16 protein-coding genes are annotated in these 22,151 nt (G+C 66.6%); 6 read left to right on the top strand and 10 right to left on the bottom strand.

Annotation, left to right across the window (positions count from 1 at the left end; all coding sequences use genetic code 11):
• The first annotated feature begins 30 nt into the window (after nucleotides 1–30).
• The 5 genes from ABC728_RS03745 (at nucleotide 31) to ABC728_RS03725 (ending at nucleotide 7,866) form a co-directional block, all read left to right on the top strand.
• Entirely contained in the window at nucleotides 31–855 is an 825-nt protein-coding gene (locus tag ABC728_RS03745) for an SDR family NAD(P)-dependent oxidoreductase (RefSeq protein WP_416619563.1), read from the top strand.
• A complete protein-coding gene (locus tag ABC728_RS03740; RefSeq protein ID WP_416619564.1) occupies nucleotides 852–2,402 on the top strand; it encodes an acetolactate synthase large subunit in 1,551 nt (516 codons plus the stop codon). Before ABC728_RS03745 ends, ABC728_RS03740 begins: the two co-directional genes overlap by 4 nt.
• 184 nt (nucleotides 2,403–2,586) lie before the next feature.
• Nucleotides 2,587–3,966, top strand: coding sequence for an FAD-binding oxidoreductase (locus ABC728_RS03735; protein ID WP_416619565.1), 1,380 nt, complete (start codon nucleotides 2,587–2,589; stop codon nucleotides 3,964–3,966).
• A 391-nt stretch (nucleotides 3,967–4,357) separates the two neighbouring features.
• The gene (locus ABC728_RS03730; RefSeq protein WP_416619566.1) at nucleotides 4,358–6,580 is read left to right on the top strand and encodes a TonB-dependent receptor; all 2,223 of its coding nucleotides are present in this window, start codon (nucleotides 4,358–4,360) and stop codon (nucleotides 6,578–6,580) included.
• 107 nt (nucleotides 6,581–6,687) lie between these two features.
• The gene (locus tag ABC728_RS03725; RefSeq protein WP_416619567.1) at nucleotides 6,688–7,866 is read left to right on the top strand and encodes an alpha-hydroxy-acid oxidizing protein; all 1,179 of its coding nucleotides are present in this window, start codon (nucleotides 6,688–6,690) and stop codon (nucleotides 7,864–7,866) included.
• Between the two features lie 127 nt (nucleotides 7,867–7,993).
• On the opposite strand, the gene ABC728_RS03720 is transcribed toward ABC728_RS03725, so the two are convergent.
• Nucleotides 7,994–9,190, bottom strand: coding sequence for a carboxymuconolactone decarboxylase family protein (locus tag ABC728_RS03720; protein WP_416619568.1), 1,197 nt, complete (start codon nucleotides 9,188–9,190; stop codon nucleotides 7,994–7,996).
• Nucleotides 9,191–9,539: 349 nt separating this feature from the next.
• On the opposite strand from ABC728_RS03720, the gene ABC728_RS03715 reads away from it, so the two are divergent.
• The gene (locus ABC728_RS03715; protein ID WP_416619569.1) at nucleotides 9,540–11,174 is read left to right on the top strand and encodes a fatty acid--CoA ligase; all 1,635 of its coding nucleotides are present in this window, start codon (nucleotides 9,540–9,542) and stop codon (nucleotides 11,172–11,174) included.
• Between the two features lie 26 nt (nucleotides 11,175–11,200).
• Here the strand turns inward: ABC728_RS03715 and ABC728_RS03710 are convergent, their stop codons facing one another.
• The 9 genes from ABC728_RS03710 to ABC728_RS03670 form a co-directional block, all read right to left on the bottom strand.
• Nucleotides 11,201–12,103: an SDR family NAD(P)-dependent oxidoreductase gene (locus ABC728_RS03710; RefSeq protein WP_416619570.1), complete on the bottom strand. Its 903-nt coding sequence runs from the start codon at nucleotides 12,101–12,103 to the stop codon at nucleotides 11,201–11,203.
• Between the two features lie 72 nt (nucleotides 12,104–12,175).
• Nucleotides 12,176–12,652 (bottom strand): PaaI family thioesterase, encoded by a 477-nt coding sequence (locus ABC728_RS03705; protein WP_416619571.1) that lies wholly within the window; start codon nucleotides 12,650–12,652, stop codon nucleotides 12,176–12,178.
• The gene (locus ABC728_RS03700) at nucleotides 12,649–13,614 is read right to left on the bottom strand and encodes an NAD(P)H-dependent flavin oxidoreductase (protein ID WP_416619572.1); all 966 of its coding nucleotides are present in this window, start codon (nucleotides 13,612–13,614) and stop codon (nucleotides 12,649–12,651) included. Before ABC728_RS03700 ends, ABC728_RS03705 begins: the two co-directional genes overlap by 4 nt.
• Complete coding sequence (locus tag ABC728_RS03695; protein WP_416619573.1) at nucleotides 13,611–15,323, bottom strand: class I adenylate-forming enzyme family protein; 1,713 nt, start codon at nucleotides 15,321–15,323, stop codon at nucleotides 13,611–13,613. The genes ABC728_RS03700 and ABC728_RS03695 overlap by 4 nt, the downstream gene beginning before the upstream one ends.
• 35 nt (nucleotides 15,324–15,358) lie before the next feature.
• Nucleotides 15,359–16,600: a thiolase family protein gene (locus tag ABC728_RS03690; protein ID WP_416619574.1), complete on the bottom strand. Its 1,242-nt coding sequence runs from the start codon at nucleotides 16,598–16,600 to the stop codon at nucleotides 15,359–15,361.
• On the bottom strand, nucleotides 16,597–18,312 hold the full coding sequence (gene paaN, locus ABC728_RS03685) for a phenylacetic acid degradation protein PaaN (RefSeq protein WP_416619575.1): 1,716 nt from the start codon (nucleotides 18,310–18,312) through the stop codon (nucleotides 16,597–16,599). The genes ABC728_RS03690 and paaN overlap by 4 nt, the downstream gene beginning before the upstream one ends.
• Nucleotides 18,313–18,314: 2 nt before the next feature.
• On the bottom strand, nucleotides 18,315–19,493 hold the full coding sequence (locus tag ABC728_RS03680; protein WP_416619576.1) for an acetyl-CoA C-acyltransferase: 1,179 nt from the start codon (nucleotides 19,491–19,493) through the stop codon (nucleotides 18,315–18,317).
• A 20-nt stretch (nucleotides 19,494–19,513) separates the two neighbouring features.
• The gene (locus ABC728_RS03675) at nucleotides 19,514–20,929 is read right to left on the bottom strand and encodes a carotenoid oxygenase family protein (RefSeq protein WP_416619577.1); all 1,416 of its coding nucleotides are present in this window, start codon (nucleotides 20,927–20,929) and stop codon (nucleotides 19,514–19,516) included.
• A 113-nt stretch (nucleotides 20,930–21,042) separates the two neighbouring features.
• Nucleotides 21,043–21,999 (bottom strand): DUF1295 domain-containing protein, encoded by a 957-nt coding sequence (locus ABC728_RS03670; protein WP_416619578.1) that lies wholly within the window; start codon nucleotides 21,997–21,999, stop codon nucleotides 21,043–21,045.
• Nucleotides 22,000–22,151: the final 152 nt, after the last annotated feature.

Below are 22,151 nucleotides of genomic sequence, written 5' to 3'. Positions count from 1 at the left end.
ATAATCACGACAGACGATAAGGGAGGAAAGATGGCGGAAAGACTGGCCGGAAAAGTCGCGGTCATCACCGGCGCCAGCCGGGGCCTCGGCCAATATTGCGCCCTGGGCTACGCGGCGGAGGGGGCCACCGTGATCGTGGCGGCCCGTTCATCGCAGGAGGCGGGTCCCGGAACCGTGGAAATGATCCGACAGGCGGGCGGCAACGCCTTTGCGGTTTCCTGCGATGTCGGCGACCCGGCATCCATCACGGGGATGGTCGGCACCGTCCTGGACCGGGTTGGACGCATCGACCTGCTGATGACCAATGCGGCCTATTTCGCGCCGGGGACCTTGTCCACCATCGACATGGCCGACTGGGACCGGCAGTTCCGGGTCAATGTGGATGGTGTGTTCCATGCCATCCGGGCGGTATTGCCCGCCATGAATGCGCAGGGCGGCGGCAACATCATCACCGTTTCTTCCGTCGCGGCGCAGAAGGCCAGCCATTACGGCCTGACCAAGCGCGCCGTGGTCGGCATGACCCTGGGCTTCGCGGCAGAGCAACGGCAGAACGGCATCGCCGTGAACGCCCTGCGTCCCGTGGCGGCCATCCGCACCCCCGGCTGGCTGGCCAGCCGCGACCCGGCAGTGCTGAAGACCCGTGAGCATCGGGTGTCGCCGCCCGACAGCTATGTGGAGGCGGCGATCCTGCTGGGCATGCGCACGGCCGACACCTGTACGGGCCGCGAACTGAGCGACGCGGAGGTCATCCGGCTTTTCGGCAAACCGGGCGATTACGAACGCTTCAAGACCATGAATGCGCAGGTTTGGGGCGATGATGCCGCGACCCGCCTGGCGCCGGGAGCCTGCGGATGAACGGCGCACACGCCATTATCGACACATTGACGGGGTGCGGGGTGGAGGTCTGCTTCGCCAATCCCGGCACATCGGAGATGCAGCTTGTCGCGGCCATCGACCGCCAGGACGGGATGCGGGCCATCCTGTGCCTGTTCGAAGGCGTGGTCACCGGCGCCGCCGATGGCTATGGCCGCATGGCGGACAAGCCGGCGGCGACCCTGCTGCATCTGGGACCCGGCATCGGCAACGGGCTGGCCAACCTGCACAATGCCCGCCGGGCGCGCACGCCCGTCCTCAACCTGGTGGGCGAACATGCGACCGACCACCTGCACCATGACGCGCCGCTGACATCGGACACGGCCGCGGTGGCGCGGCCCATGTCCGACTGGCTGCGCCTGTCGCGGTCCGCCCGCGATCTGGCCCAGGCCGGGGCGGAGGCCTATGCCGCTGCCATGACCTATCCGGGCCGGATCGCCACGGTGATCGTGCCGGCCGACCATGCCTGGACCGACGGGGCGGCCCCGGCCGGCCCCCCTGCCCTGCCCGTGCCGCCGCGCAGCCCGCGGCCGGTGATCGGGCAGGCGGCCGATGCCCTGCGCGCGACATCTGGCCCCTGTTGCTTGTTCCTGGGCGGGCGGGCCCTGCGGGAGGATACGCTGGTACAGGCCGGTCGCATCGCCGCGGCCACCGGTGCCCGGCTGGTCTGTGAAACCTTTCCCGCCCGCCAGGCGCGCGGCGCCGGCCGCGTGGCGGTGGAAAAGCTGCCCTATTTCGGAGAACAGGCGGAGGCTTTCCTCCGGCAGTTCGACACCATTCTGTTCTGTGGCGCAGAACCACCGGTTTCCTTCTTCGCCTATCCCGGCAAGCCGGGTTGGCTTTCTCCCCCACAGGCACAATTGATCCGTCTGGCCGGGCCGGCGGAGGATGTGCATGCGGCCCTGGCGGATCTGGCGACGGCCCTGGACGCACCGGCTGATCCGGCCCTGGTCCAGCCGCCGGGCGAGCATCCGCCCCTTGAAGAGGGCCCGCTGACGCCGGCCAGTCTGGCGGCGATCCTGGCCGGCCTGATCCCGGAAAATGCCATCATCTCCGACGAGGCGGTGACGGCCGGCGTTGCACTGCAGGCCATGACGGTGGGCGCCCGGCCCCATGAGTGGCTGTCCTTGACGGGCGGCTCCATCGGTCAGGGACTGCCCGTGGCGGTGGGGGCCGCCGTGGCCTGTCCGGACCGGAAAGTCATTGCGCTGCAGGCCGACGGGTCCGGCATGTATACCAACCAGGCGCTGTGGACCATGGCGCGGGAAGGGCTGGATATCGTCACCATCATCCTGAACAACGGTTCTTATGCCATCCTGAACATCGAGCTGGCGCGCGTCGGCGTACGCGATCCGGGACCCAAGGCGCTGTCGATGCTGGACCTGACGCGGCCGGCGATCAACTGGGCGCAACTGTCCGAAAGCCTGGGCGTCCCCGCGACCCGCGTCGCCACCACCGGCGCATTCCGCGAGGCGCTGGCGCATTCCTTGGCGACGGGCGGGCCCCGCCTGATCGAGGCACTGCTCTGACGGGGTCCGGCAGGCCCCGGCAAATCCCTGATGCCAGTTCCCGGTTGAGAAACCGGGGTTTGGTAAGGCGGTGACCAATGCCATGCCGCCTGTGCGGCGCACGCCCGGGGCCAACGGATGGTGGCCCGGGCATTCAAGGCCGGTGATCGGTTCCGATCACCGCGATGTGGTATGAGGTGCTGAAATGACCCTTCTGGAACAGATACGGGCAATAGTCGGCGATGTCGGTCTGGTCACGGGCGCGGATGTCGCGCGCCGCCCGGCAGATTGGACGGGATCAACGCCGTGCCGGGCCAGGGCCGTGGTGCGGCCCCGGACCACGGCCGAACTGGCTGCCGTCATGAAGCTTTGCCACGCCGCCGGCCAGCCCGTCGTCCCCGCAGGCGGGCTGACGGGGCTGGTCCGTGGTGCGTCGGCGACGGATGAAGAACTGCTGGTCTCCTTTGAACGCATGCGGACGATCGAGGCCATCGACCCCGTCGGCCGGACCATGGTGGTCCAGGCCGGCGTCCCGCTGGAAGCCGTTCACGACGCAGCGGCGGAACATGGGCTGATCTACGGCGTCGATCTGGGGGCCCGCGGTTCCTGCACCATTGGCGGCAACATCGCCACCAATGCCGGTGGCAATACGGTGATCCGCTATGGCATGACCCGTGACAATGTCCTGGGGCTGGAAGCGGTGCTGGCCGACGGCACCATCCTGTCATCCATGAACGCCCTGTTGAAGAACAATGCGGGCTATGACCTGAAGCATCTGTTCATCGGCAGCGAGGGGACGCTGGGACTGGTCACGCGCGCCGTGCTGCGCCTGCATCCCGCACCGTCCAGCGAGGCGACGGCGATCCTGGCCATCGATGGGTTCGACGCGCTGACCGGCTTTTTCGCGCTGGCCGGGCGGCGGCTGGACGGCGGCCTGAAATCGTTTGAGGTGATGTGGAGCAGCTATTACGACCTGATCGCGATCCAGAGCGGCCGTCACCGGCCGCCGCTGCCCACGGGCCATGATTTCTATGTGATCGTGGAGAGTGCCGGCACCGACCCGGAGCGCGACGAGGCCCTGTTCGCCGGGATGCTGGGCGAGGCGCTGGAGCAGGGGCTGGCCCGCGACGCGGTGATCGCTGCATCCAAGGCGCAGCGCAACGCCATATGGGCCATCCGGGAGGATGTGGAAGGCCAGATCAAGATGCTGATGCCGGGCATCTCCCTTGATGTCAGCCTGCCCATTACGAAGATGCAGGAATATGTCGATGGTCTGTGCCGCTCCCTTCCCGATTTGTGCGGGAAGGACGCGATGATGGTCGTATACGGCCATATCGGTGACAACAACCTGCATCTGCTTGTCGCCCCACGCCCCTGGAACGCGAAGGCGAAGCACAATGCGGAGATCCTGGTCTATGGTCCGCTGGCCGTGCTGGGCGGGTCCGTTTCCGCCGAACATTGCATCGGGCTGGACAAGCGCGAATGGCTGCCCCTGTCGCGCTCGCTGGAGGAACTGGCGATGATGCGGCGGCTGAAGACGGCACTGGACCCGAAGGGCCTGCTGAACCGCGGCAAGGTCCTTTAAGAACCTTCAGGCAATCCCGGCCGTATCCAGCGCCCGCGCACGCCTGGTGGCGGGGCGGCCGAATTGTTCCCATGCGCCTGGACAATCCAGCAGCCGCCCTATACTCCGGCCGAATTGTTACAGTCGGTTTTTCGATTGGAGAAAGAATTCGCCGGCAACTATTTCGTTATGCGCGGGCACCGCTGATTGCCCAACGTTCCTGGAACGCACTGACAGACCACAACGCTGTCGGCCGGCCCGGTGATCACAGAATACGGCTGCAAAAGCCGGAGAAAGTCGGGGCCGGACACGGTCGTCCCCGCCGCAAACAGAGGAAGGCATGATCCCCGGCCGGGGATGTTCCGGGTCATGCCCTACCCGTTCATTCAAAATAACATGGGGAGGAAAAATCATGTCACGCGAAGGGATAAGGAGCCGCCGGCTTCTCGGCGCCTCCGTTCTCGCCCTTTCCTGCGTCGCCATGCCGGCGGCCGCACAGGATGCCGGCGGCAGGCAGGCCGGTGATGTGCTGTCGGAAATCATCGTCACGGCGCAGCGCCGGGCGGAAAACAAGCAGGATGTGCCCGTCACCGTGACGGTGCTGGGCGGCGATTTCATCCGCGATGCACGCATCCAGTCGGTGCAGGATATCGTGGCGCGCACGCCGGGCTTCGGCTTCGATACCTATCCGGCCAGCGAACCGCGCCTGTCGGTCCGGGGCATCGGCTCGTCCGCGCGTGGTGCCGGCGGCGACCCCAGCACCGCCATCTTCATCGACGAGATCTATTACGGCCGTCCCGCCGCGATCATCTTCGAAACCTATGATGTGCAGCGGGTGGAGGTGCTGAAGGGGCCGCAGGGCACCCTGTTCGGGCGCAACGTGGCCGGCGGCGCGGTCAGCACGGTCACCAACCCGGCCGATCCGCGCGGTTTCGACGCCGGTGCCGAGGGCACCTACGGCAATTACGACCGGGTCGATCTCGCAGGTTTCGTCAATGCGCCCATCGCGGACGGCAAGGGCGCCATCCGCGTCACCGGCACGCTGCACCGCCATGACGGCTATGTGGATCGTGTGGTGAACGGCGTGAAGGACGGCGATCTGGACGATCAGAACGCGAAGTACGGCCGTGCCCAGATTTACCTGGAACCGTCCGACACGCTGCGTCTGGACGTGAAGGCCGATTACGCACGCGACCGGGCCCATGGACCCGGCAACCGCCCCGTGATCGACCTGGGCGATGGCGGGTTGTCCGGCCTGCTGGCACCGGGCACGAAGCGGGGAGAGAACGCAGCCACGTTCAACGGCATCCAGGACCGTGACACCTGGGGCGTGCGCGGCAAGATCGAGAAGGACCTGGCCTTCGCCAGCATCAGCTATCTGGGTTCTTACCGCGAACTCGACTATGAGAGCTTTTACGATTTCGACGGGGCGGACCCGTTGCCCGGCCGCCCGACTTTCGATATCGATGGCGGCAACAGCGAGCGGACGGAGTTTTCCAGCCACGAGGTTCAGTTGCGTTCGCTGCCGGAAAGCGACCTGCGCTGGGTCGTCGGTCTCTATGCCTACAAGGCCGACACGTTCCGCGATTCCACGACCGACCTGCGCGTTGCCGGTGACGTCGCCGTGTCCGACTATGTCGTGCAGGACGCCACGACCGACAGCAAGGCGATCTATGCCGACGTCACGGTACCGGTGACCGACACCATCAATATCTTCGGCGGCGCGCGCTACACTTGGGACAAGAAGCGGTTGTCCGGCAGGGGTGAGACGAACGATCCCGGCACCTTCTTCACGGTCGGCGACCCGGATGAGGATGGCGATCCGTCCGGCTTCTACGAGGCGGCGGCCCGTAACAGTTGGGGGGCTTTTACCTGGCGGGCCGGTGCGGATTGGCACCCCACGTCCGACATCATGCTCTATGCATCCGTGGCCCGCGGCTTCAAGAGCGGCGGATATCAGGACACACCCACCGATTCCGCCGATGTCCGCGCCGGCATCAACCCGGAATATGCCACCAACTTTGAAATCGGACAGCGCGGGACCTTTCTGGATCGGCGCCTGATCTGGAACAATTCGGTCTATTTCACACGCTATACGGACCTGCAGACCCGCATGCTGACGGGCTTCGGCTATCGCGCCGACAATGCATCGGCAGAGATCTACGGGCTGGAATCCGAGCTGACCTGGCGGATGGGCAACGGTTTCGCCCTGGCTGGAAGCTATGCCTACACCCATACCCGCTACACCAAGTTCATCACCGTGGAGAATGGGGCGAACGTGGATTATGCCGGCAACCGCCTGACCCGCGTGCCTGACCACAAAGTGACCCTGACGCCGTCCTATACGCATGATCTAGAGTCCGGGGCCACGCTGGAACTGGCCGCGGACTATACCTATGAAAGCCGGATCTACGACGATCACAACAACAAGCCACCGGCCATCCGGGAACCAACGCATTTCATCGATGCACGGATGATCTATACGACACCGGATGGCAACTGGTCCGTCTCACTCTGGGGCAAGAACCTGACGAATGAGAAGACGGCCACCTACCAGGCGGTGTTCGGCGGGGTGATGTTCGCCGCCTACAATCCTCCCACGACCTATGGCGCCACCGTGCGCTGGAGCTACTGACCAAGGCGCCGGCCTTGCCGCCGGCGCGACATCCGGAAGAAAGGACGCCAGCGCCCCCAGGGGTCGCTGGCGTACTCCATTGCGCAACCCCATCAGGGAAGCAAGGCATGCCTCAATTCGGAGATTATCAGCTTGATATCTATTTCGCGGGCCTGAGCGGTGTCACACCCCGGCTGCCCGTGGATTTCGCAACCCTGGAAAGGCGGGCGGCGGCGGCGCTGCCCCCCGCCATCCTGAAATATGTCCAGGGTGGCTGCGGCGATGAACATACCCAGCGCCGGAATGTGGATGCCTTCCGGGAATGGGGCATCGTGCCGCGCATGATGGTCGATTGCACGACCCGTGACCTGTCCGTCGACCTGTTCGGGATGAGGCTGCCCAGCCCGCTGTTCATGGCGCCGGTCGGTGTCACGGCGCTGTGCGCGCAGGACGGCCATGGCGACCTGCAGGCCGCGCGGGCGGCGGCGGCCACGGGGGTGCCGTTGACCGTTTCCACCCTGACGAACGACCCGCTGGAGGATGTGGCCGCCGTCATGGGCGGCACGCCCGGCTTCTTCCAGCTTTACACGCCCAAGGACCGGGAACTGGCTGAAAGCCTGGTCCGGCGGGCGGAAGCGGCCGGATACAAGGCCATCATCGTCACGCTGGACACCTGGGTCACGGGCTGGCGGCCACGCGACCTCAATGACGCGAATTTCCCGCAACTGCGCGGCCATGTCCTGTCCAACTACACGTCCGACCCGCGCTTCCGCACCATGCTGGGCGCCGAGGCGGCGGGCCATGTTCCGGCCGTCGTGAAGACCTGGGCCGGCACCTTCGGGAAGGTGCTGACCTGGGCGGATATGCCCTGGCTGCGGTCCCTGACCAGACTGCCGATCATCCTGAAGGGCATCTGCCATCCCGATGATGCGCGGCGCGCCATCGATGAGGGGGCGGACGGTATCTATTGTTCCAATCATGGCGGGCGGCAGGCCAATGGCGGCATCGCAGCCATCGACCTGCTGCCGGGCATCGTCGAGGCCGCCGGTCCCGTGCCCGTCCTGTTCGACAGCGGCATCCGGTCGGGTACGGACGTGGCCAAGGCCCTGGCCCTGGGCGCCACGGCCGTAGGCGTGGGCCGCCCTTATCTCTATGGCCTGGCATTGGATGGAACCGCCGGCGTGGTGCACGTCCTGCGCTCCCTGCTGGCGGAGGCGGATCTGCTGATGGCGGTGGACGGCTTCCCCGATATCGCCACCTTGCGGGCCGCCGGGGCGGTCAGGATGACCGGCCGCAGCACGGGATAAAGGCAGCGCAGAAAGGCGCGGCCCGGTCTTCCGAACCGCCGCGCCCCTTGCCGTCGCACCCTGTCGCCGGTATCGCCATCCCGGCCGCCACCGCCACAGCCGGGGTGGCAACCGGGATGGCGAGTGGTCAGCGTTGCTGGCCGGCCCGCAGCGGTTCCAGTTCGGGCAGGTAGCCCAGGGAGTTCGGCTCCAGCGTCGTGCCGAAATTGCGGGCGACGCAGGATTGGATGATGTACAGCCCATAGACCAGCATCAGGTCCGTCACCCCCTCCGGTCCGAACTGGTCGAACTGTCCCCAATGCGCGTCGGACAGCCGGTTCTGGTAATAAAGCTCGTCGATGGCCGCCACCACCACCCGGTCGAAGCCGTTGAGCCGGGTGCTCCGCGGCCCCTCTGCCACACCCAGCAGATCCTCGTCCGTGACGCCCAGCTTCAGGCAGGCCTTGCGGTGCTGCGACCAGAGATATTCGCTGTCGCACAGCCAGACGGTGCGCATGCACGCCAGTTGCCAGACCCGGGGCGGCAGCGATGTATCATCGATGGCGCGCTTGCCGAAAGGCGCGATGGCCTTCAGGAAATCGACATAGTTGATCATGCATTTCTGCAGCTTCGATGTCGAAGGCAGGCCGCGGCGGCCCATGCGGTTGGCCTGTTCCTGCTGTTCTGGCGTCAGGGCGGCGTAATCGGCCTCCGTCACCCGCCCGGGCAGCGGTGTGCCCGGCTGTGGGGGCTTGTGGCCGGTCTGGTCTGCGGCCTTCAATGACAGCAGCGCGGGGGACCAGCCGGCAAAGCCATCTTCCAGCGCGACACCCGTACTGTTGCAGAACGCTGCCATGGTGACATAGAAGCCGTAGGTCGACATGACATCCATGACGGCGTTGGGGCCGAACCGGTCAAAGCCCGTCCATTTCCCGTCCCACAGGTAATGGGTGTAGTGCATCTCATCGACCGCTTCGATGATCAGCCGGTCCAGCCCCTGCAGCGTGCCGGTGACCGGTCCCAGCGCCACCTGGTGAAGTTCATCTTCGGTGATGCCCAGCGCCAGGCATTCATCCCGATGCCGCGCCCACAGATATTCGCTGTCGCACAGCCAGACGGTGCGCATGCAGGCCAGTTGGTAAAGCCGGGACGGCAGGCTGGTGGTCAGCGTCACACGGGTGGAAAGGCGACCGATCGAACGCGCGAATTCCGGATAATTCAGCATCGTCCGCATCAGGTTGGAGGCATCCGGCGTGCCGAATTTCCCCATCTTGGCACTGACCACGGTCTGCCGCGGCGATAGGTTTCTGTGATCGACGGGGCTGACGCGCGTCGGGTGTGTCATCGGTCTCTCTCCTTGGTTGACGGCGCCGGCCGGCAGACCGCCGGCGGCCGGGACCCACCCCCGTTCTCCGGGGGCTCCGCCTGTGCCGGGATGGCTCCTGCGGACCTTGTCGGCCCTCGCTCTCTTTGCTCCTCCCGGTCGGGGCCTCGGGGGCACCGACCGTGGACTGGAGATAGGTCCCGCCGCCCCGGCGCGCTAATGCTTTCATCAAATCGTTGGATACATGGGCGGCATGATCGGCGGTGTCCCATGGGCAGCCCGCATGGAATGATACGTTCTGTGAATTGGTGCTTCCGTCCCGCGGTTGCTACTCGATACAGCCTCCCCCGCCGTCGACCAGGAGAGGAAGATGCCCCTGCGCTTTGCGCCACCGACAGCCGAGGCCTACCGGTATCCGCTGACCATACGCCATCTGCTGGCCAATGTGCTGCTGACCGCCGCATCGCGGGAAATCGTCTATCGCGACAAGGTGCGCCTGACCTATGCCGATCTTGTCGGGCGGGTGGGGCGGCAGGCTTCCTTCCTGGCGGGGCTGGGCGTGGAGGCTGGCGCCACCGTGGCCGTCATGGACTGGGACAGCCACCGCTATCTGGAGGCCTATTTCGCGGTGCCGATGATGGGAGCGGTGCTGCTGACCGTGAATATCCGCCTGCCGGCGGCGCAGGTGGCCTACACGCTCGCCCATGCCGGGGCTGAGGTGCTGCTGGTCCATCGGGATTTCTTCCCCCTGGTGGAGGCCATCCTGCCGTCCCTGCCGGATGTGAAGGCGGTGGTGGCGATCCTGGATGGGGAGGAAAGCCCCCTGCCCGCTTGGGCGACCGGCGAATATGAGGCGCTGTCTGCCGCCGCCGACCCCGGCTTTCCCTTCGCCGATTTCGACGAGAACGCCATCGCCACCAGCTTCTACACAAGCGGTACGACGGGGGACCCCAAGGCCGTGTGCTTCAGCCACCGGCAACTGGTGCTGCACACGCTGGCGGCATCGGGACCGTTCGGCGCCTCCCCCGTGGCACCCCTGTTCGGCTATGGCGATGTCTATATGCCGCTGACGCCGATGTTCCATGTCCATGCCTGGGGGGCACCCTATGTCGCCACCATGCTGGGGCTGAAGCAGGTCTATCCCGGCCGGTATGAGCCGGAGATGATCTGCCGCCTGCGTCAGGAGCATCGCGTCAGCTATTCGCATTGCGTGCCCACCATATTGCAGATGGTGCTGGATGCGGCCGCCCGCACCGGCGCCGACCTTTCGGGCTGGAAGATGGTGATCGGCGGATCGGCCCTGACGCGGGCCCTGTGCGTCGAGGGCCGCCGGCGCGGCATGGTGGTGGTCGCCGGTTACGGCATGTCGGAAACCGCCCCCATGATCGCAATGGCCCGCCCGGCGCCGGACGGAGAGGAGCAGGAGGAACGGGCCGTGGAGGCGCTGACGGCGGCCGGTGTGCCGGTGCCGCTGGTCCATGCGCGGATCGTGGATGCGGACATGCGCGACCTGCCACATGACGGCGTGGCACGTGGTGAGCTGGTGCTGCGGGCCCCCTGGCTGACCCCGTGCTACGTCGGCAACGACCAGGCCTCCGCCGACCTGTGGCATGGCGGCTGGATGCATACCCAGGATATCGCCACGATCGATGCCGATGGCCGCATCCGCATTCGCGACCGGTTGAAGGATGTCATCAAGACGGGCGGTGAATGGATCGATTCCATCCATCTGGAAGAACTGGTCGCAACGGCCCGCGGCGTGGCCCAGGCCAGCGTCGTCGCCGTGCCGGACGAAAAATGGGGGGAACGGCCATTGGCCGTGATCGTGCCGGATGCGGGCGCCAGTCCGGACCTTGCCGACCTGAACGCCCCCATCGAGCAGGCCATCGCCACGGGGGTCATCACCCGCTTTGCCCGGCTGGACCGGTTCCGGATCGTCGATGACCTGCCCAAGACCAGCGTCGGCAAGATCGACAAGAAACGCCTGCGCGCGCTGTTCGCCTGAGGAGGATCGGGACGGCCGCGGCCGCCCTATCCCCGGTCGATGGCGGCCAGCACGTCACGGAAGGCGGCCTCCCCATCGGTGAACGGGCGTAGCCCGTCCAGGTCGGCCGCCGCCGCCGCGATGGCGCCGCCGTCCCGCGGCCCGAACGCCGGCACGGTGGTTCCTTGCGTCTCCACCGTCATGGCGCGACGAAAATGTCCGCCGCCGGCAATCCACATCTCCCCGGTCGCCTGACATTGCGGGCTGGTCAGCCACAGTGCCGCGGGTGCCACCTTGTCGGCGGCGAAATGCGCCATGACCGCGGCCCCGACATCTTCCGTCATTGCCGTATCGGCATAGGGCAGCAGCAGGTTCACGCCGATGCCCCTGCGCCGCAATTCGGCCGCCAGGGTCAGGGCGAAGGCGTTCATGGCCCCCTTGGAGGCGGCATAATGCGCCCGGCCGTAGAGCCCGTGCAGTCCCGCGCTGGACGAGACGAACAGGATGCGGCCGGCCGCACTGCGTTCCAGCAGGGGCAGCAGGGCCTGGACAAGCGCCACATTCGCCGTGAAGTTCACCGCCATGACCTGGGCGAATGCCGCCGGGTCCATGCTGGCGATCCGGCTGGCGGTGCCGTTGATGCCGGCATTCAGGACCAGCGTGTCAAGCCCGCCATACCGTTCCTCCAGCGCGGAGCGGATGCCGGCCGCGGCGTCGGGCGCGTCGATGGCGTGCAGGTCGGCGGTGGCATCCCACCCTTCCGCGCGCAGGCTGCGCGCCACCTTTTCCGCTGACGGTTCCCCCTCGCGGCGGTGGCGGTTGTTGACCATCACCCGCGCGCCGGCCCCGGCATAGTGCCGGGCGAGCGTGGCGCCCAGTCCGGCACCGGCACCCGTGACCAGCACGGTGCGGCCGCGATGCAATTCCGTCCAGTCACCGGTATCATCCATTCCGGTTCCCTCCCTGTTGCGCGTCGACATGTCGTACCGTTCCCGGAGAGTTCTATTCACCGGGAACGGGCATCAAAGGCCTGGCGCCGGCGGGCGTATCGATACGCCCGCGGTTCCCATGACCACGATCTCCGTGCCCAGGCGCACGCAGACATCGGCCACGACCTTCCGGTTGTCATGGTGCAGCACCCGGCCTTCGGCCAGCAATTCACCCCGGCCGGTGTGAACCGGCCGCAGGAACCGGACATTCAGGTCCGTGGTCAGCAATGTCTCTCCCGGTTTCAAGCAGGACATGGCGGCCGCACCGCCGACAATATCGATCAGCGCCGCCCCCACCCCGCCATGCACCAGGCCGACGAAATTCACATGCCGGTCGTCGGGCCGGCAGGCGAACAGCACCCGCCCGAATGCGGCTTCCAGCGGATAGGAGCACAAGGTGCCGTTCAGGCCGGCCACCGGCCCCATCTCGATCCAGCGATGCAGCAATTGCAGGCCGCTTTGTGACCGGTCCAGCGGAAAGACCGGCAGATTGCCCGGGCCGTCCATCATGCCGGCCCCCGCGCGAAGGTCTGGAACCGGCGGCATGCCGCCTCGTACTGATCCGCCAGCCCATCCACGATCCCGGCCACCGGCTGCACATCCTTGATGGATTGCAGCCCCTGTCCGGCCGCCCAGACATCCTTCCAGCGCTTCTGGCTGCCTGCTCCCGACGTGTAATTGCGTTCACCCGCCGGCTTTTGCATGTTGTCGGGGTCGAAACCGCAGGCGATCAGGCTGGGCCGCAGCCAGGAGGCGGGCGTGCCGGTGACGGCATCGCTGACGATCAGGTCGTCCGGCCCGTGATCAACGATCATCTGCTTGTACGCATCGGCCGCCAGACTTTCCCGGGTCGCGATGAAGCGCGTGCCCAGATAGGCCAGATCAGCCCCGGCCGCGATGGCACCCGCGATCCCGGCCCCGTCGCTGATCCCCCCGCCTACGACGATCGTGCCGTCAAACATCGACCGCACGGCGGACACGAAGGCGAACGGTGACAGATAGCCGGTATGCCCTCCGGCCCCGGCCGACACGCAGACCAGCCCGTCCACCCCCGCTTCCACGGCCTTGCCGGCCAGCCGCATGTTGATCACATCGGCGAAGACGCGGCCGCCATAGCCCTTCACCACCTCCATCACGGGCTTGGGCGAGCCCAGCGCCGTGATCACGATGGGGGGGCGGTATTTTTCCAGCAGACGCAGTTCGTCACCCAGCCGTGCATTGGAACTGTGGGTCACGACATTGGCGGCCCAGGGCCCCACAGCCCGCGGGCTGGACGCGCGGGCCCGGTCCAGCCGCGTTGTGATGTCCTGCATCCAATGGTCGAGGTCGTCGATGGTGCGGCAGTTGGGCGTGGGGAAACTGCCGACGATGCCGGCCTCGCAGGCCGCGACCACCAGATCGGGGCCGGACACCAGAAACATGGGTGCCGCAATGGCGGGCACCCGCAGGGAAGAGAAAAGAGGCTCGGTCATTCGTCACCATTTTCAGAAAAGACTGCGCGCAATTCACGTTTGAGAAGCTTGCCCACCGGGTTGCGCGGCAGTTCGTCGAGCAGTTCCAGGCGTTCGATCTGCTTGAACAGGGCGATCTTCTTCTCTTCGACCAGGAACCGGTTCAGTTCCTCCATCGTCGGGCCGTCGCCGGCCGGCACGATACAGGCCAGCAGTTTCTCCCCCAGGATGTGGTCGGGATAGCCGATGACCGCCACGTCGCGCACGGCGGGATGTTCGATGAGATAGCGTTCGATCTCCTCGGCGGAGATATTCATGCCGCCGCGGATCACGATATCCTTCAGCCGGCCGACGAAGCGGTAATACTGGTTGTGGTTGCCCGCAATGGCAAACAGGTCGCCCGTACAGAACCATCCCTGCTCGTCGAAAGACCGGGCCGTGACCTCCGGCGCCTGCCAGTAGCCGGAAAAGATCCCCGGCCCCTTCACGCGCAGTTCCCCCGGCACGCCGGGCGACGATATCTCGTGACCGGTATCGGGATCGACCAGCCGCGTCCAGGTACGGTCGGCCAGCGCATAGGTCCAGGTGAAGCCATGGTCGCCCAGCCGCGGGAAATGGATGGCCCGATCCCTGGGGTCGGGCACATCCTCCAGGCAGGCCGCGAAGGAGGCGCCCTCGTTGGAGCCGAAGATATTGATGACCTCCACCCCGTGGCGTTCATGGAAGGTCCGCACCATCCAGTCCGACAGGGGCGCCGAACCGGACCCCATGCGCCGCAGCAGCCCGAAATCGATGCCTTTCAGCAACTGGTCATTGGACAGCAATGCGGTCAGAAGGGCCGGTGGGGCCACGGTATAATTGATGCGTTCCTCCCGGATCTGGGACAGGAAGACCGGCAGGTCGAACGGATGGTGCTGGACCAGGGTGCCGCCGAATTCCAGCCAGGTGCAAAGCCCCGTGGAAATGCCGGCCATGTTCACCATGGGAAACGGATTGAGGGTGCGATCGCCCGGCCGCAGTTTGGCGCAGGCCATGCACCCCTGCCCCATCACGATCCATTCATTGTGGTTGCGCGGCACGCCCTTGGGGTCTGCCTCCGTACCCGATGTCCAGCAGATGGTGGCGACATCGTCCGCCGTGGGCGGATCCTGTGCGACGGCCGCCTGCATGGAGGCCACATCCGCCGGCACCACCGCCGCCAGCGCCTGGGCAAGGTTGATCCCATCCCCGCCGCCGGGGCCGACCAGGAAACAATGGCGCAAGCCGGGAGAGCAGGCCCGCACCGCTGCCATCAGGGCTGCATGGTCATGCCGGCCGATCCGTTCGGCCATGATGAGGCCCGACGCCCCGGTGCGGCGGACGATGCCGGCCAGTTCGTTCTGCCGGTATTGCGCCGGGGCGGGCGAGGCGATCACGCCCAGCCGGAAGCAGGCAAGCAGGGCCAGGGTCAGATCGACGCTGTTGGCAAGCTGGATGACGATCACGTCATCCTTGCGGAACCCGTGCCGGTAAAGCAGGGCCGCCCGCTTCTCCACCCCATCACGCACTTCCTGCCAGGTCAGGCGGCTGGGCGTGATGCCGGCGATCTCCGCCAGATTGGGCGGATCGACAAGCGCCTCTTCCTGCGGCCTGGCATCGGCATGGGCGTTCATCTTGTCGATGAGCGTCGTGTCGCCCCACCAGCCCCTGGCCTTGAATTCCGCGATGCGTGCGGCCTCGACGATGATCATGACTGCCTCCCTTCGGCGCTCTGCGGCGCCTGTCGCTATGCTGAAAGACGTTCCAGGATGGTAACCGCTGTTGCCCCTTCCTCGCCCCCCAGAAAGCCGCCGCCATTCTCGGCGATGCCGATACGGGCGCCGTCAACCTGTGCCGCTCCCGCCTCGCCGCGCAACTGCTCGCACAGGTCGTGAAGCTGGATCAGGCCGGTGGCACCCACCGGATGGCCCTTGGCCAGCAGGCCGCCGGATGCGCTGACCGGCTGGCGGCCGCCCAGCGCGAAATCGCCGCGGCGCAGCCGCTCCCCGACCGTGCCGGGCTCGGCCAGGCCCAGATTCTCGATCTGCTGCAGCTCGGCATAGGCGGTGGCGTCGTGGACCTCGGCCAGGTCGACATCCGCTGGCCCCAGTCCCGCCGCCTCATAGGCGGCCCGCGCCGTCAGCCGGCCGATATGCCGGTCGAAGGCCGCTGGCGCGCGCACCGTGGCGGAACGCAGCACACTGGCCCTGATGCCCACCGCCCGCCCGGCCATGCCCGACAGCCGCCGCAGTCCCGCCGGAGAGCAGACCACGGCTGCCGCGGCCCCGTCGCTGACCGGGGCGCACATGGCGCGGGTGAAGGGATAGCTGATCAGCCGGTCGGCCATCACCTGTTCCACGCTCATGGGCGTGCGGAACTGGGCACGCCTGTTGTGCCGGGCATGGGTGTGGTTCTTGGCGGCAATGCGGGCGAAATCCGTCTGCGCCGTGCCGAAATGCTGCATATGCAGGCGGGCCTGCGCGGCGTAAAGGTCCATGAAGATGCTGCGCCGCCCGTTGCTCTCGTCATCTACATCGACACCAAGCGCGCGGGCATATGCCTTGGTATTTTCCAGGTCGTGGATGTCGGTGCCGCCCAGAAACGCGGCGGCAACCGCATCGGGGCGGTCGGGAAAGACCATCTTCTCCGCCCCCACCACCAGGGCGATGTCCACCATGCCGGCCCGGATGGCGGTCATGGCCTGGATCAGGGCGCTGGAGCCGCTGGCGCAGGCATTCTCGATATTCACGACCGGAATGCCGCAAAGGCCCAGCGGGCGCAGCGCGATCTGCCCCCGAATGGCGTTCTGGCCTTCCAGCATCGGCTGCCGGGTGTTGGAGAACCAGGCCGCCTCGATCTGGTCGGCCCGCGCGCCGGCGTCGCGCAATGCTGCACCGACGGCTTCGGCCACGAGATCCTTGACGCTGTGCGCCGGGCGCTTGCCCAGCGGCGTGCAGGAGATGCCCGCGATGAGGACCGGGACCGTCATGCCACGGCCGCCGGCCAGCGCCGCTGGACAATCCGGAACCGTGACGCCACGAAGGCCAGATCGGCCAGGCAGGCATTGCCGGCGGGGTTCAGCCCCGTGACATGATAATCACTATAGGCGGCCGCGAAGTTGATCCACATCGCCCCGTGCAGGTTGATGGACAGGTTCGCCCCGGCCGCGGCATAGGCATCGACCGATCGTTCGACGAACGCCTCGTCGGTGGAATAAAGATAGGCGGAGATGGTGCCTTTTTCCTTGGCCAGGGATGTGGCCAGCCCTACCGCCTCATCCGCGTCCGCCGTCTCCACGATGAAAAGGACGGGGGCGAACTGTTCCTCCGCATAGATATGGCTCAGCGCCGCGGGCACGACCGCCACCAGCGCGGTCATCGTGCGGGCATCGGGATGGTCGGGATGGGCATAGGGGCGGGCGTCACGCAGGATGGAGACGCCGGGCTGTTGCGGCAGGGTCTGCCGCAGCGTCTCGATCACCTTGATGCTGACCTCTCCCTGGATGGCGCCCATGATGCCCGCGGCCGTGGCCGGGTCATCGGCGATGGCATCGATCTCCGCCGCGACGGCCCGGGCGAAGTCCATCGCCCCCATCGGGCCGGCCGGCGTGCGCACACCACCGGCCGGGATAAAGATCGTCTGCGGGCTGGTACACATCTGGGCGGAGAAAAGCGAGGCCGACCGGGCAATGGCGCGCACGGTGGCGGTCGCATCATCGGTGGATTCCACCACCACGCTGTTCAGGCCGGCGGTTTCCGTGAACAGAAGCTTGCCGACGATGGTCCGTTCCAGCACGGCGCCATAGCGCGGGCTGCCCGTGAAATCGATGATCTGGACGGCCGGATCATCGATGAAGGCCTGGGCCACCGGTGCGTCCGGCGTATCGACGGCCAGGGTCACCAGATCGGGGTTCTGGCCATATTCGGCCAGAACCTGGCGTGCCACATCCACCACGATGGCCATGGGCAGGATGGCGATGGGGTGCGGCTTCACGATGGCGGCATTGCCCGTGGCCAGATTGGCGAAAATGGCCGGATAGGCATTCCAGGTCGGGAAGGATGCACAGCAGATGACCAGCCCGATGCCGCGCGGCACCAGGGTATAGCGCTTTTCCAGCCGTACATCGTCCCGGCCGAACGGCCGCCGCCACTGCACCCTCGGGGTCACGTCGCGCATGGCCTTGGCGGCATAGGCCAGCGCCTCGATGCCGCGATCCAGCGCGTTCGGGCCGCTGCCGCTGAAGGCCTGGACATAGCTTTGCCCGGCCACATGCATGACCGCATGCGCCATCTCGAAATTGCGGTCGTAAAGGCGCCGGGCCATTTCCAGGCAGAGGGCGATGCGTGCCTCCGGATCGACATGCCGCCATGTCGCCATAGCCCCCTGCGCCGCCGCGACCAGCGCGTCGGGGGCGCTGCGCGGATAGGTGATGCCCAGCGGCTGGCGCGTGAAGGGGGAGGTTTCAGCGCCCACCCAATCCACGATGCCCGGCTGTTGCAGGTCGAAGCGCCGGCCCAGCCGGGCTTCGAACGCCGCCTTGCCGGCCACCGGCTTTTCAGCGCCATGGATCTTGGTGGAAGGGCTGTCGGCAAACGGGCTCCAACTGTTGCGCGTCTCCACCGCCTTGATGGCATCCGCCAGCGTGCCGGCATGGGCGGCGACCAGTGCTTCCAGGGCCGGGTTCGGGGAATGCGTAGCCATGGTCAGAAATCTCCCCGTTCGATCAGGATCGCGGCCCCGACGCCGGACCCGCCGGCCCCCACGGCCAGACCATACCGGCCATCGCAGGCCTCCAGCGCATCCAGCAGCGATGACAGCAGGACACCGCCGCTGGCCCCCAGCGGATGGCCGCGCGACAGGGCGCCGCCGGCCACATTGACCCTGGCGGCATCGACGGGATAATCGCGCAGGAACCGCGCCACGGTCACACCGAACGCCTCCATGAACTCGATCCGGTCCATGTCGGCCAGGGTCAGGCCGGCTTGCGCCAGGCACTTTTCCATGGAAGCGAAGCCGGCGGTCAGCGAGGCGTGCGGATCGCCACCCGCCTCGGCGAAGGCGACCACGCGGGCCCGTGGCGCCACGTCGAAGGCATCCCGCGCGCCGACCAGCGCCAGGGCCGCCCCGTCGCACATGGGCGGGGTGTGGGCGATGGTGTGAACCGGCGCCACGTTCTCCCCCTCCAGGGCGGCGGCGAAGGTCCGGGCCAGGTCACCGAAGGCCGGGGCCAGGCCGGCCAGCTTTTCCGGCGTGGTGGGCCGGATGCATTCATCGACCTGCAGGATCACGGCTCCCGTCGTGTCGCGCACGGGAATGCGGGAACGCGACAAAGCCGGATCGTCCTCCGCCGCCACGGCCCTGGACTGGGATGTCAGGGCCGCGGCGTCCAGCAGGTCCCGCCCCACGCCCCAGGTGGCGGCCAGCCTGTCGGCACCGATCGCCACGGGCACGAACCGGCTTTTCACGGGATAGGTCATGTCGCGGTAATAGCTGGCCTTGTCGCCCATCATGGGGACCAGCGACATATGTTCCACACCCCCGGCCAGCACGGCGCGGTCATTGCCCAGGGCAACGCGGGCCACGGCCATGCCGATGGCCGAAAGGCTGGAGACACAGAAATTATTGACCGAGATGGCGGTGGCCGCGTCGGGCAGGCCGGCCCGGAACTTTGACAAGAGGGCAACATGGCCGCCCTGCGCCCCCGTCTGCGTCACACAGCCCAGGATCAGGGCGTCGGCCTTGCCGACGGCGCCGGCGACCCGCCCGTCCAGCGCCTGGGCCAACTGTGCTACCAGCCCGGCCGGCTCCACCCCGGCCAGCGGGCCGTCGGGCCGGACCTTGCCGCGCGGCGAGCGGACGGCATCGAAGATGAAAGCTTCCATCGGAATATCCCGCCCTTCGTTCAATTGCGGATCAGGTCGCCGGCCGCCCAGGTACCGTGGAACCCGGCCGGTACGCGGCCCGGCAGGGGGATGCGGGCGATGGGACCGTCGGCGAAGTTCTTCGCGGCGATGACATGCACCTCCGACCTGCCATTGACCGGATCGGTGACGAAGGAGATGACATAACCGTCATCCTCGTCCACGGCGCCGATGCGCGGCGCGAAGCCCGCCTCCGACCCGCCCCAGCCGGCCGGGTGCATGCACACCTCGCTGTCGCCCGTCTCCAGGTTGTATTTGATCAGGCCGTCGAAGCGCTGAAGCTCCTCCGGCGCCATGGAGACATTGTATGACCACCGGCTCTTCCGGCCTGTATATTCCTGGTTGATGATGGGAAATTCACCCAGCCGGTCATCAAGCTGGCGCTGGCGGATCTCGCCGGTCGCCATGTTCATGCGCCATTCGAACGGCACGGCATGCAGCGCCATCACCGTCACCATGGTGGCATAGGCACCATAGGCCGGATTGGGCTTCAGCCCGTTGGGCACCATGCGGCAGGCATGCATGACCACCTCGTCGCCTTCCTCCCAGGCATTGGCGACATGGTAGATGTAGCAGGGATCGGTTTCGAACCAGCGGACCTGATCACCGCTTCCGTTGCGTGGCACGACGCCGAAACGCGCCCCCCGGTTCTGCGTCTGGATCTGCCACATGCTGTTACGCAGCCCCGATTCCGTGAATACCACGGGCAGGTCATGCAGGATGATGTAGTTTTTCGTCAGGCCCATGTCGTGGGGCAGGCGCGGGCCCGGCAGATCGACTTTCGCGAAATGGGTCAGCTCATTGTCCTTCGACACCACGCCGAAGCTCATCCACGGCTCGTAAAGCGAATAATCGAAGAAGACGAACTCTCCGGTCAGCGGATCGACCTTGGAATGGGCAGAGACATGGCGCGGAAGGTGGCCGCCGAATGTCTCTTCCCCCAGCGTTTCCAGCGTGCGCGCGTTCAGGCGCACCGGCGTGCCGGAAATGTACCACAGCGCCATCAACTGGCCGTTATGCAGCACCAGATCGGTGTTGGCCGTGTCCTTGTAGACCTTTTCACCGCGCGATCGGGTGGCCGGCAGCAGCACGCCCCCGGCGCCGCAGCCACCGGTCCGGTCGGCCAGATGATCGGCCGATCCGACATAGCGATTGCGGTATTCCGCCTTGCCGTTTTCGAAATAGATGGCGTGGATCATGCCATCGCCGTCGAACCAATGGTGCGGCCCCTGCGGATCGTTGAACGGATTGGGACCGTTGCGCACGAAGGCGCCATGCAGGTCCTTGGGCAATTCCCCGATCACGGGCAGGTCCAGCGCCGTCAACTCCCGCCGCTGCGGCGCATAGAAGCCGTGGATATAGGGGTTCAGATCATTGATATTGGGTTGGGCTGTCATCTGTTTCCTCCTGCCGGAAAGTCCGGCCCGCTAACTGTGCATGTCGGGTTCGATGGGGGTGCCGGCGGTGTGATGCGGCGCACAATCAGTCCATTATAAATATCTAATTTGACTCAAGAACCGATATTGTCAGCTGCCCTGGGGCGTGGCCACGGGAAGAAACGGGGGGTGCGCCGGCAATAGGCCTGCCACGCTTCGCCCCGGGTGCGCGCCATGTGCCGTTCCTTGAAGGGCCCCGCCGAACCGAAGCCCATGAACCATGTGGCGAAGATCGGGGCACCGATCGATATCCAGCCCAGCGGATGCGCCAGCGCACAGATGAAATAGCCCCACCACATGACGGCTTCCCCCAGATAGTTCGGCTGCCGGACAAGGGCCCAGACGCCTTGATCCAGGATGCGGCCCCGTCCGCCGCCGGCAGCGCGGAAGCGGGCAAGCTGTCGGTCAGCGGCGGTCTGCAGGGCAAAGCCGCAGGCCCAGACCGCAAAGCCCAGCCATGGCATTGCCCCGCCATCGGGCGCCATGACCGCGAAGACCAGGGGCGCGGACCAAAGCCAGATCATGGTGCCTTGCAGCAGATAGACCTGGAACAGGCTCCAGAATCGCCAGCGGGAACCGCCCCTGGCCCGCCAGGAAGCATAGGGTTCACGTTCCTGGGCATGATTCTGGCCCAGTGTCTGCCATGACAGGCGCCCACCCCAGAGCGTGACGGCCAGCAATGCCAGTGCCGCCGCAACGGACATTTCGCCCGCCAGAATCCAGGCGGACCAGGCGATAAAGGCGGGCGCGATCGGATACACGATGTCCATGAAGCCATGGTTGCGCGCCAAGGATCCCGCCGTCCATGTCAGCAGCAGCAGCGAAAGGGCCGCCACACCGCCCCCGATCCACGCCGCGCCCATCGAGCGCAGCGGTCCCGGCGACAGGGCCCAGATACCAAGCGCGACCACCAGCGGCACGGGCGCCAGCAGGTAATGCCATGCCTTGCCCCGCGCGTCGCGCGGCAGCAGGATCAGCCATGCCGCCATCACCACGGCCGCCGCCACGGCGGCTTCCATTTCCCATTCCATCGGCTCCCCCCTTTTGGCCAGGGCCCATAACTTGTTTTAATGGACCTTACATCCCGCTTGCTTTTTTAGTCCAGTACTAATATCAATCTCGGACAACTATTCGCCCGCCGATCGGCCCATGGCGAAACAATCAATGAAATTGGGGAGGTACC

This window comes from Niveispirillum fermenti (assembly GCF_052474395.1).
The sequence above is the reverse complement of the archived record's forward strand: the minus strand, read 5'-3'. Positions and strand labels throughout refer to the sequence as shown.

What these genes read in the sequence shown, in the direction of transcription:
- ABC728_RS03745 (WP_416619563.1), top strand. Translation starts at nt 31, where the DNA reads ATGGCGGAAAGACTGGCCGGAAAAGTCGCGGTCATCACCGGCGCCAGC.
- ABC728_RS03740 (WP_416619564.1), top strand. Translation starts at nt 852, where the DNA reads ATGAACGGCGCACACGCCATTATCGACACATTGACGGGGTGCGGGGTG.
- ABC728_RS03735 (WP_416619565.1), top strand. Translation starts at nt 2,587, where the DNA reads ATGACCCTTCTGGAACAGATACGGGCAATAGTCGGCGATGTCGGTCTG.
- ABC728_RS03730 (WP_416619566.1), top strand. Translation starts at nt 4,358, where the DNA reads ATGTCACGCGAAGGGATAAGGAGCCGCCGGCTTCTCGGCGCCTCCGTT.
- ABC728_RS03725 (WP_416619567.1), top strand. Translation starts at nt 6,688, where the DNA reads ATGCCTCAATTCGGAGATTATCAGCTTGATATCTATTTCGCGGGCCTG.
- ABC728_RS03720 (WP_416619568.1), bottom strand. Translation starts at nt 9,190, where the DNA reads ATGACACACCCGACGCGCGTCAGCCCCGTCGATCACAGAAACCTATCG.
- ABC728_RS03715 (WP_416619569.1), top strand. Translation starts at nt 9,540, where the DNA reads ATGCCCCTGCGCTTTGCGCCACCGACAGCCGAGGCCTACCGGTATCCG.
- ABC728_RS03710 (WP_416619570.1), bottom strand. Translation starts at nt 12,103, where the DNA reads ATGGATGATACCGGTGACTGGACGGAATTGCATCGCGGCCGCACCGTG.
- ABC728_RS03705 (WP_416619571.1), bottom strand. Translation starts at nt 12,652, where the DNA reads ATGATGGACGGCCCGGGCAATCTGCCGGTCTTTCCGCTGGACCGGTCA.
- ABC728_RS03700 (WP_416619572.1), bottom strand. Translation starts at nt 13,614, where the DNA reads ATGACCGAGCCTCTTTTCTCTTCCCTGCGGGTGCCCGCCATTGCGGCA.
- ABC728_RS03695 (WP_416619573.1), bottom strand. Translation starts at nt 15,323, where the DNA reads ATGATCATCGTCGAGGCCGCACGCATCGCGGAATTCAAGGCCAGGGGC.
- ABC728_RS03690 (WP_416619574.1), bottom strand. Translation starts at nt 16,600, where the DNA reads ATGACGGTCCCGGTCCTCATCGCGGGCATCTCCTGCACGCCGCTGGGC.
- paaN (WP_416619575.1), bottom strand. Translation starts at nt 18,312, where the DNA reads ATGGCTACGCATTCCCCGAACCCGGCCCTGGAAGCACTGGTCGCCGCC.
- ABC728_RS03680 (WP_416619576.1), bottom strand. Translation starts at nt 19,493, where the DNA reads ATGGAAGCTTTCATCTTCGATGCCGTCCGCTCGCCGCGCGGCAAGGTC.
- ABC728_RS03675 (WP_416619577.1), bottom strand. Translation starts at nt 20,929, where the DNA reads ATGACAGCCCAACCCAATATCAATGATCTGAACCCCTATATCCACGGC.
- ABC728_RS03670 (WP_416619578.1), bottom strand. Translation starts at nt 21,999, where the DNA reads ATGGAATGGGAAATGGAAGCCGCCGTGGCGGCGGCCGTGGTGATGGCG.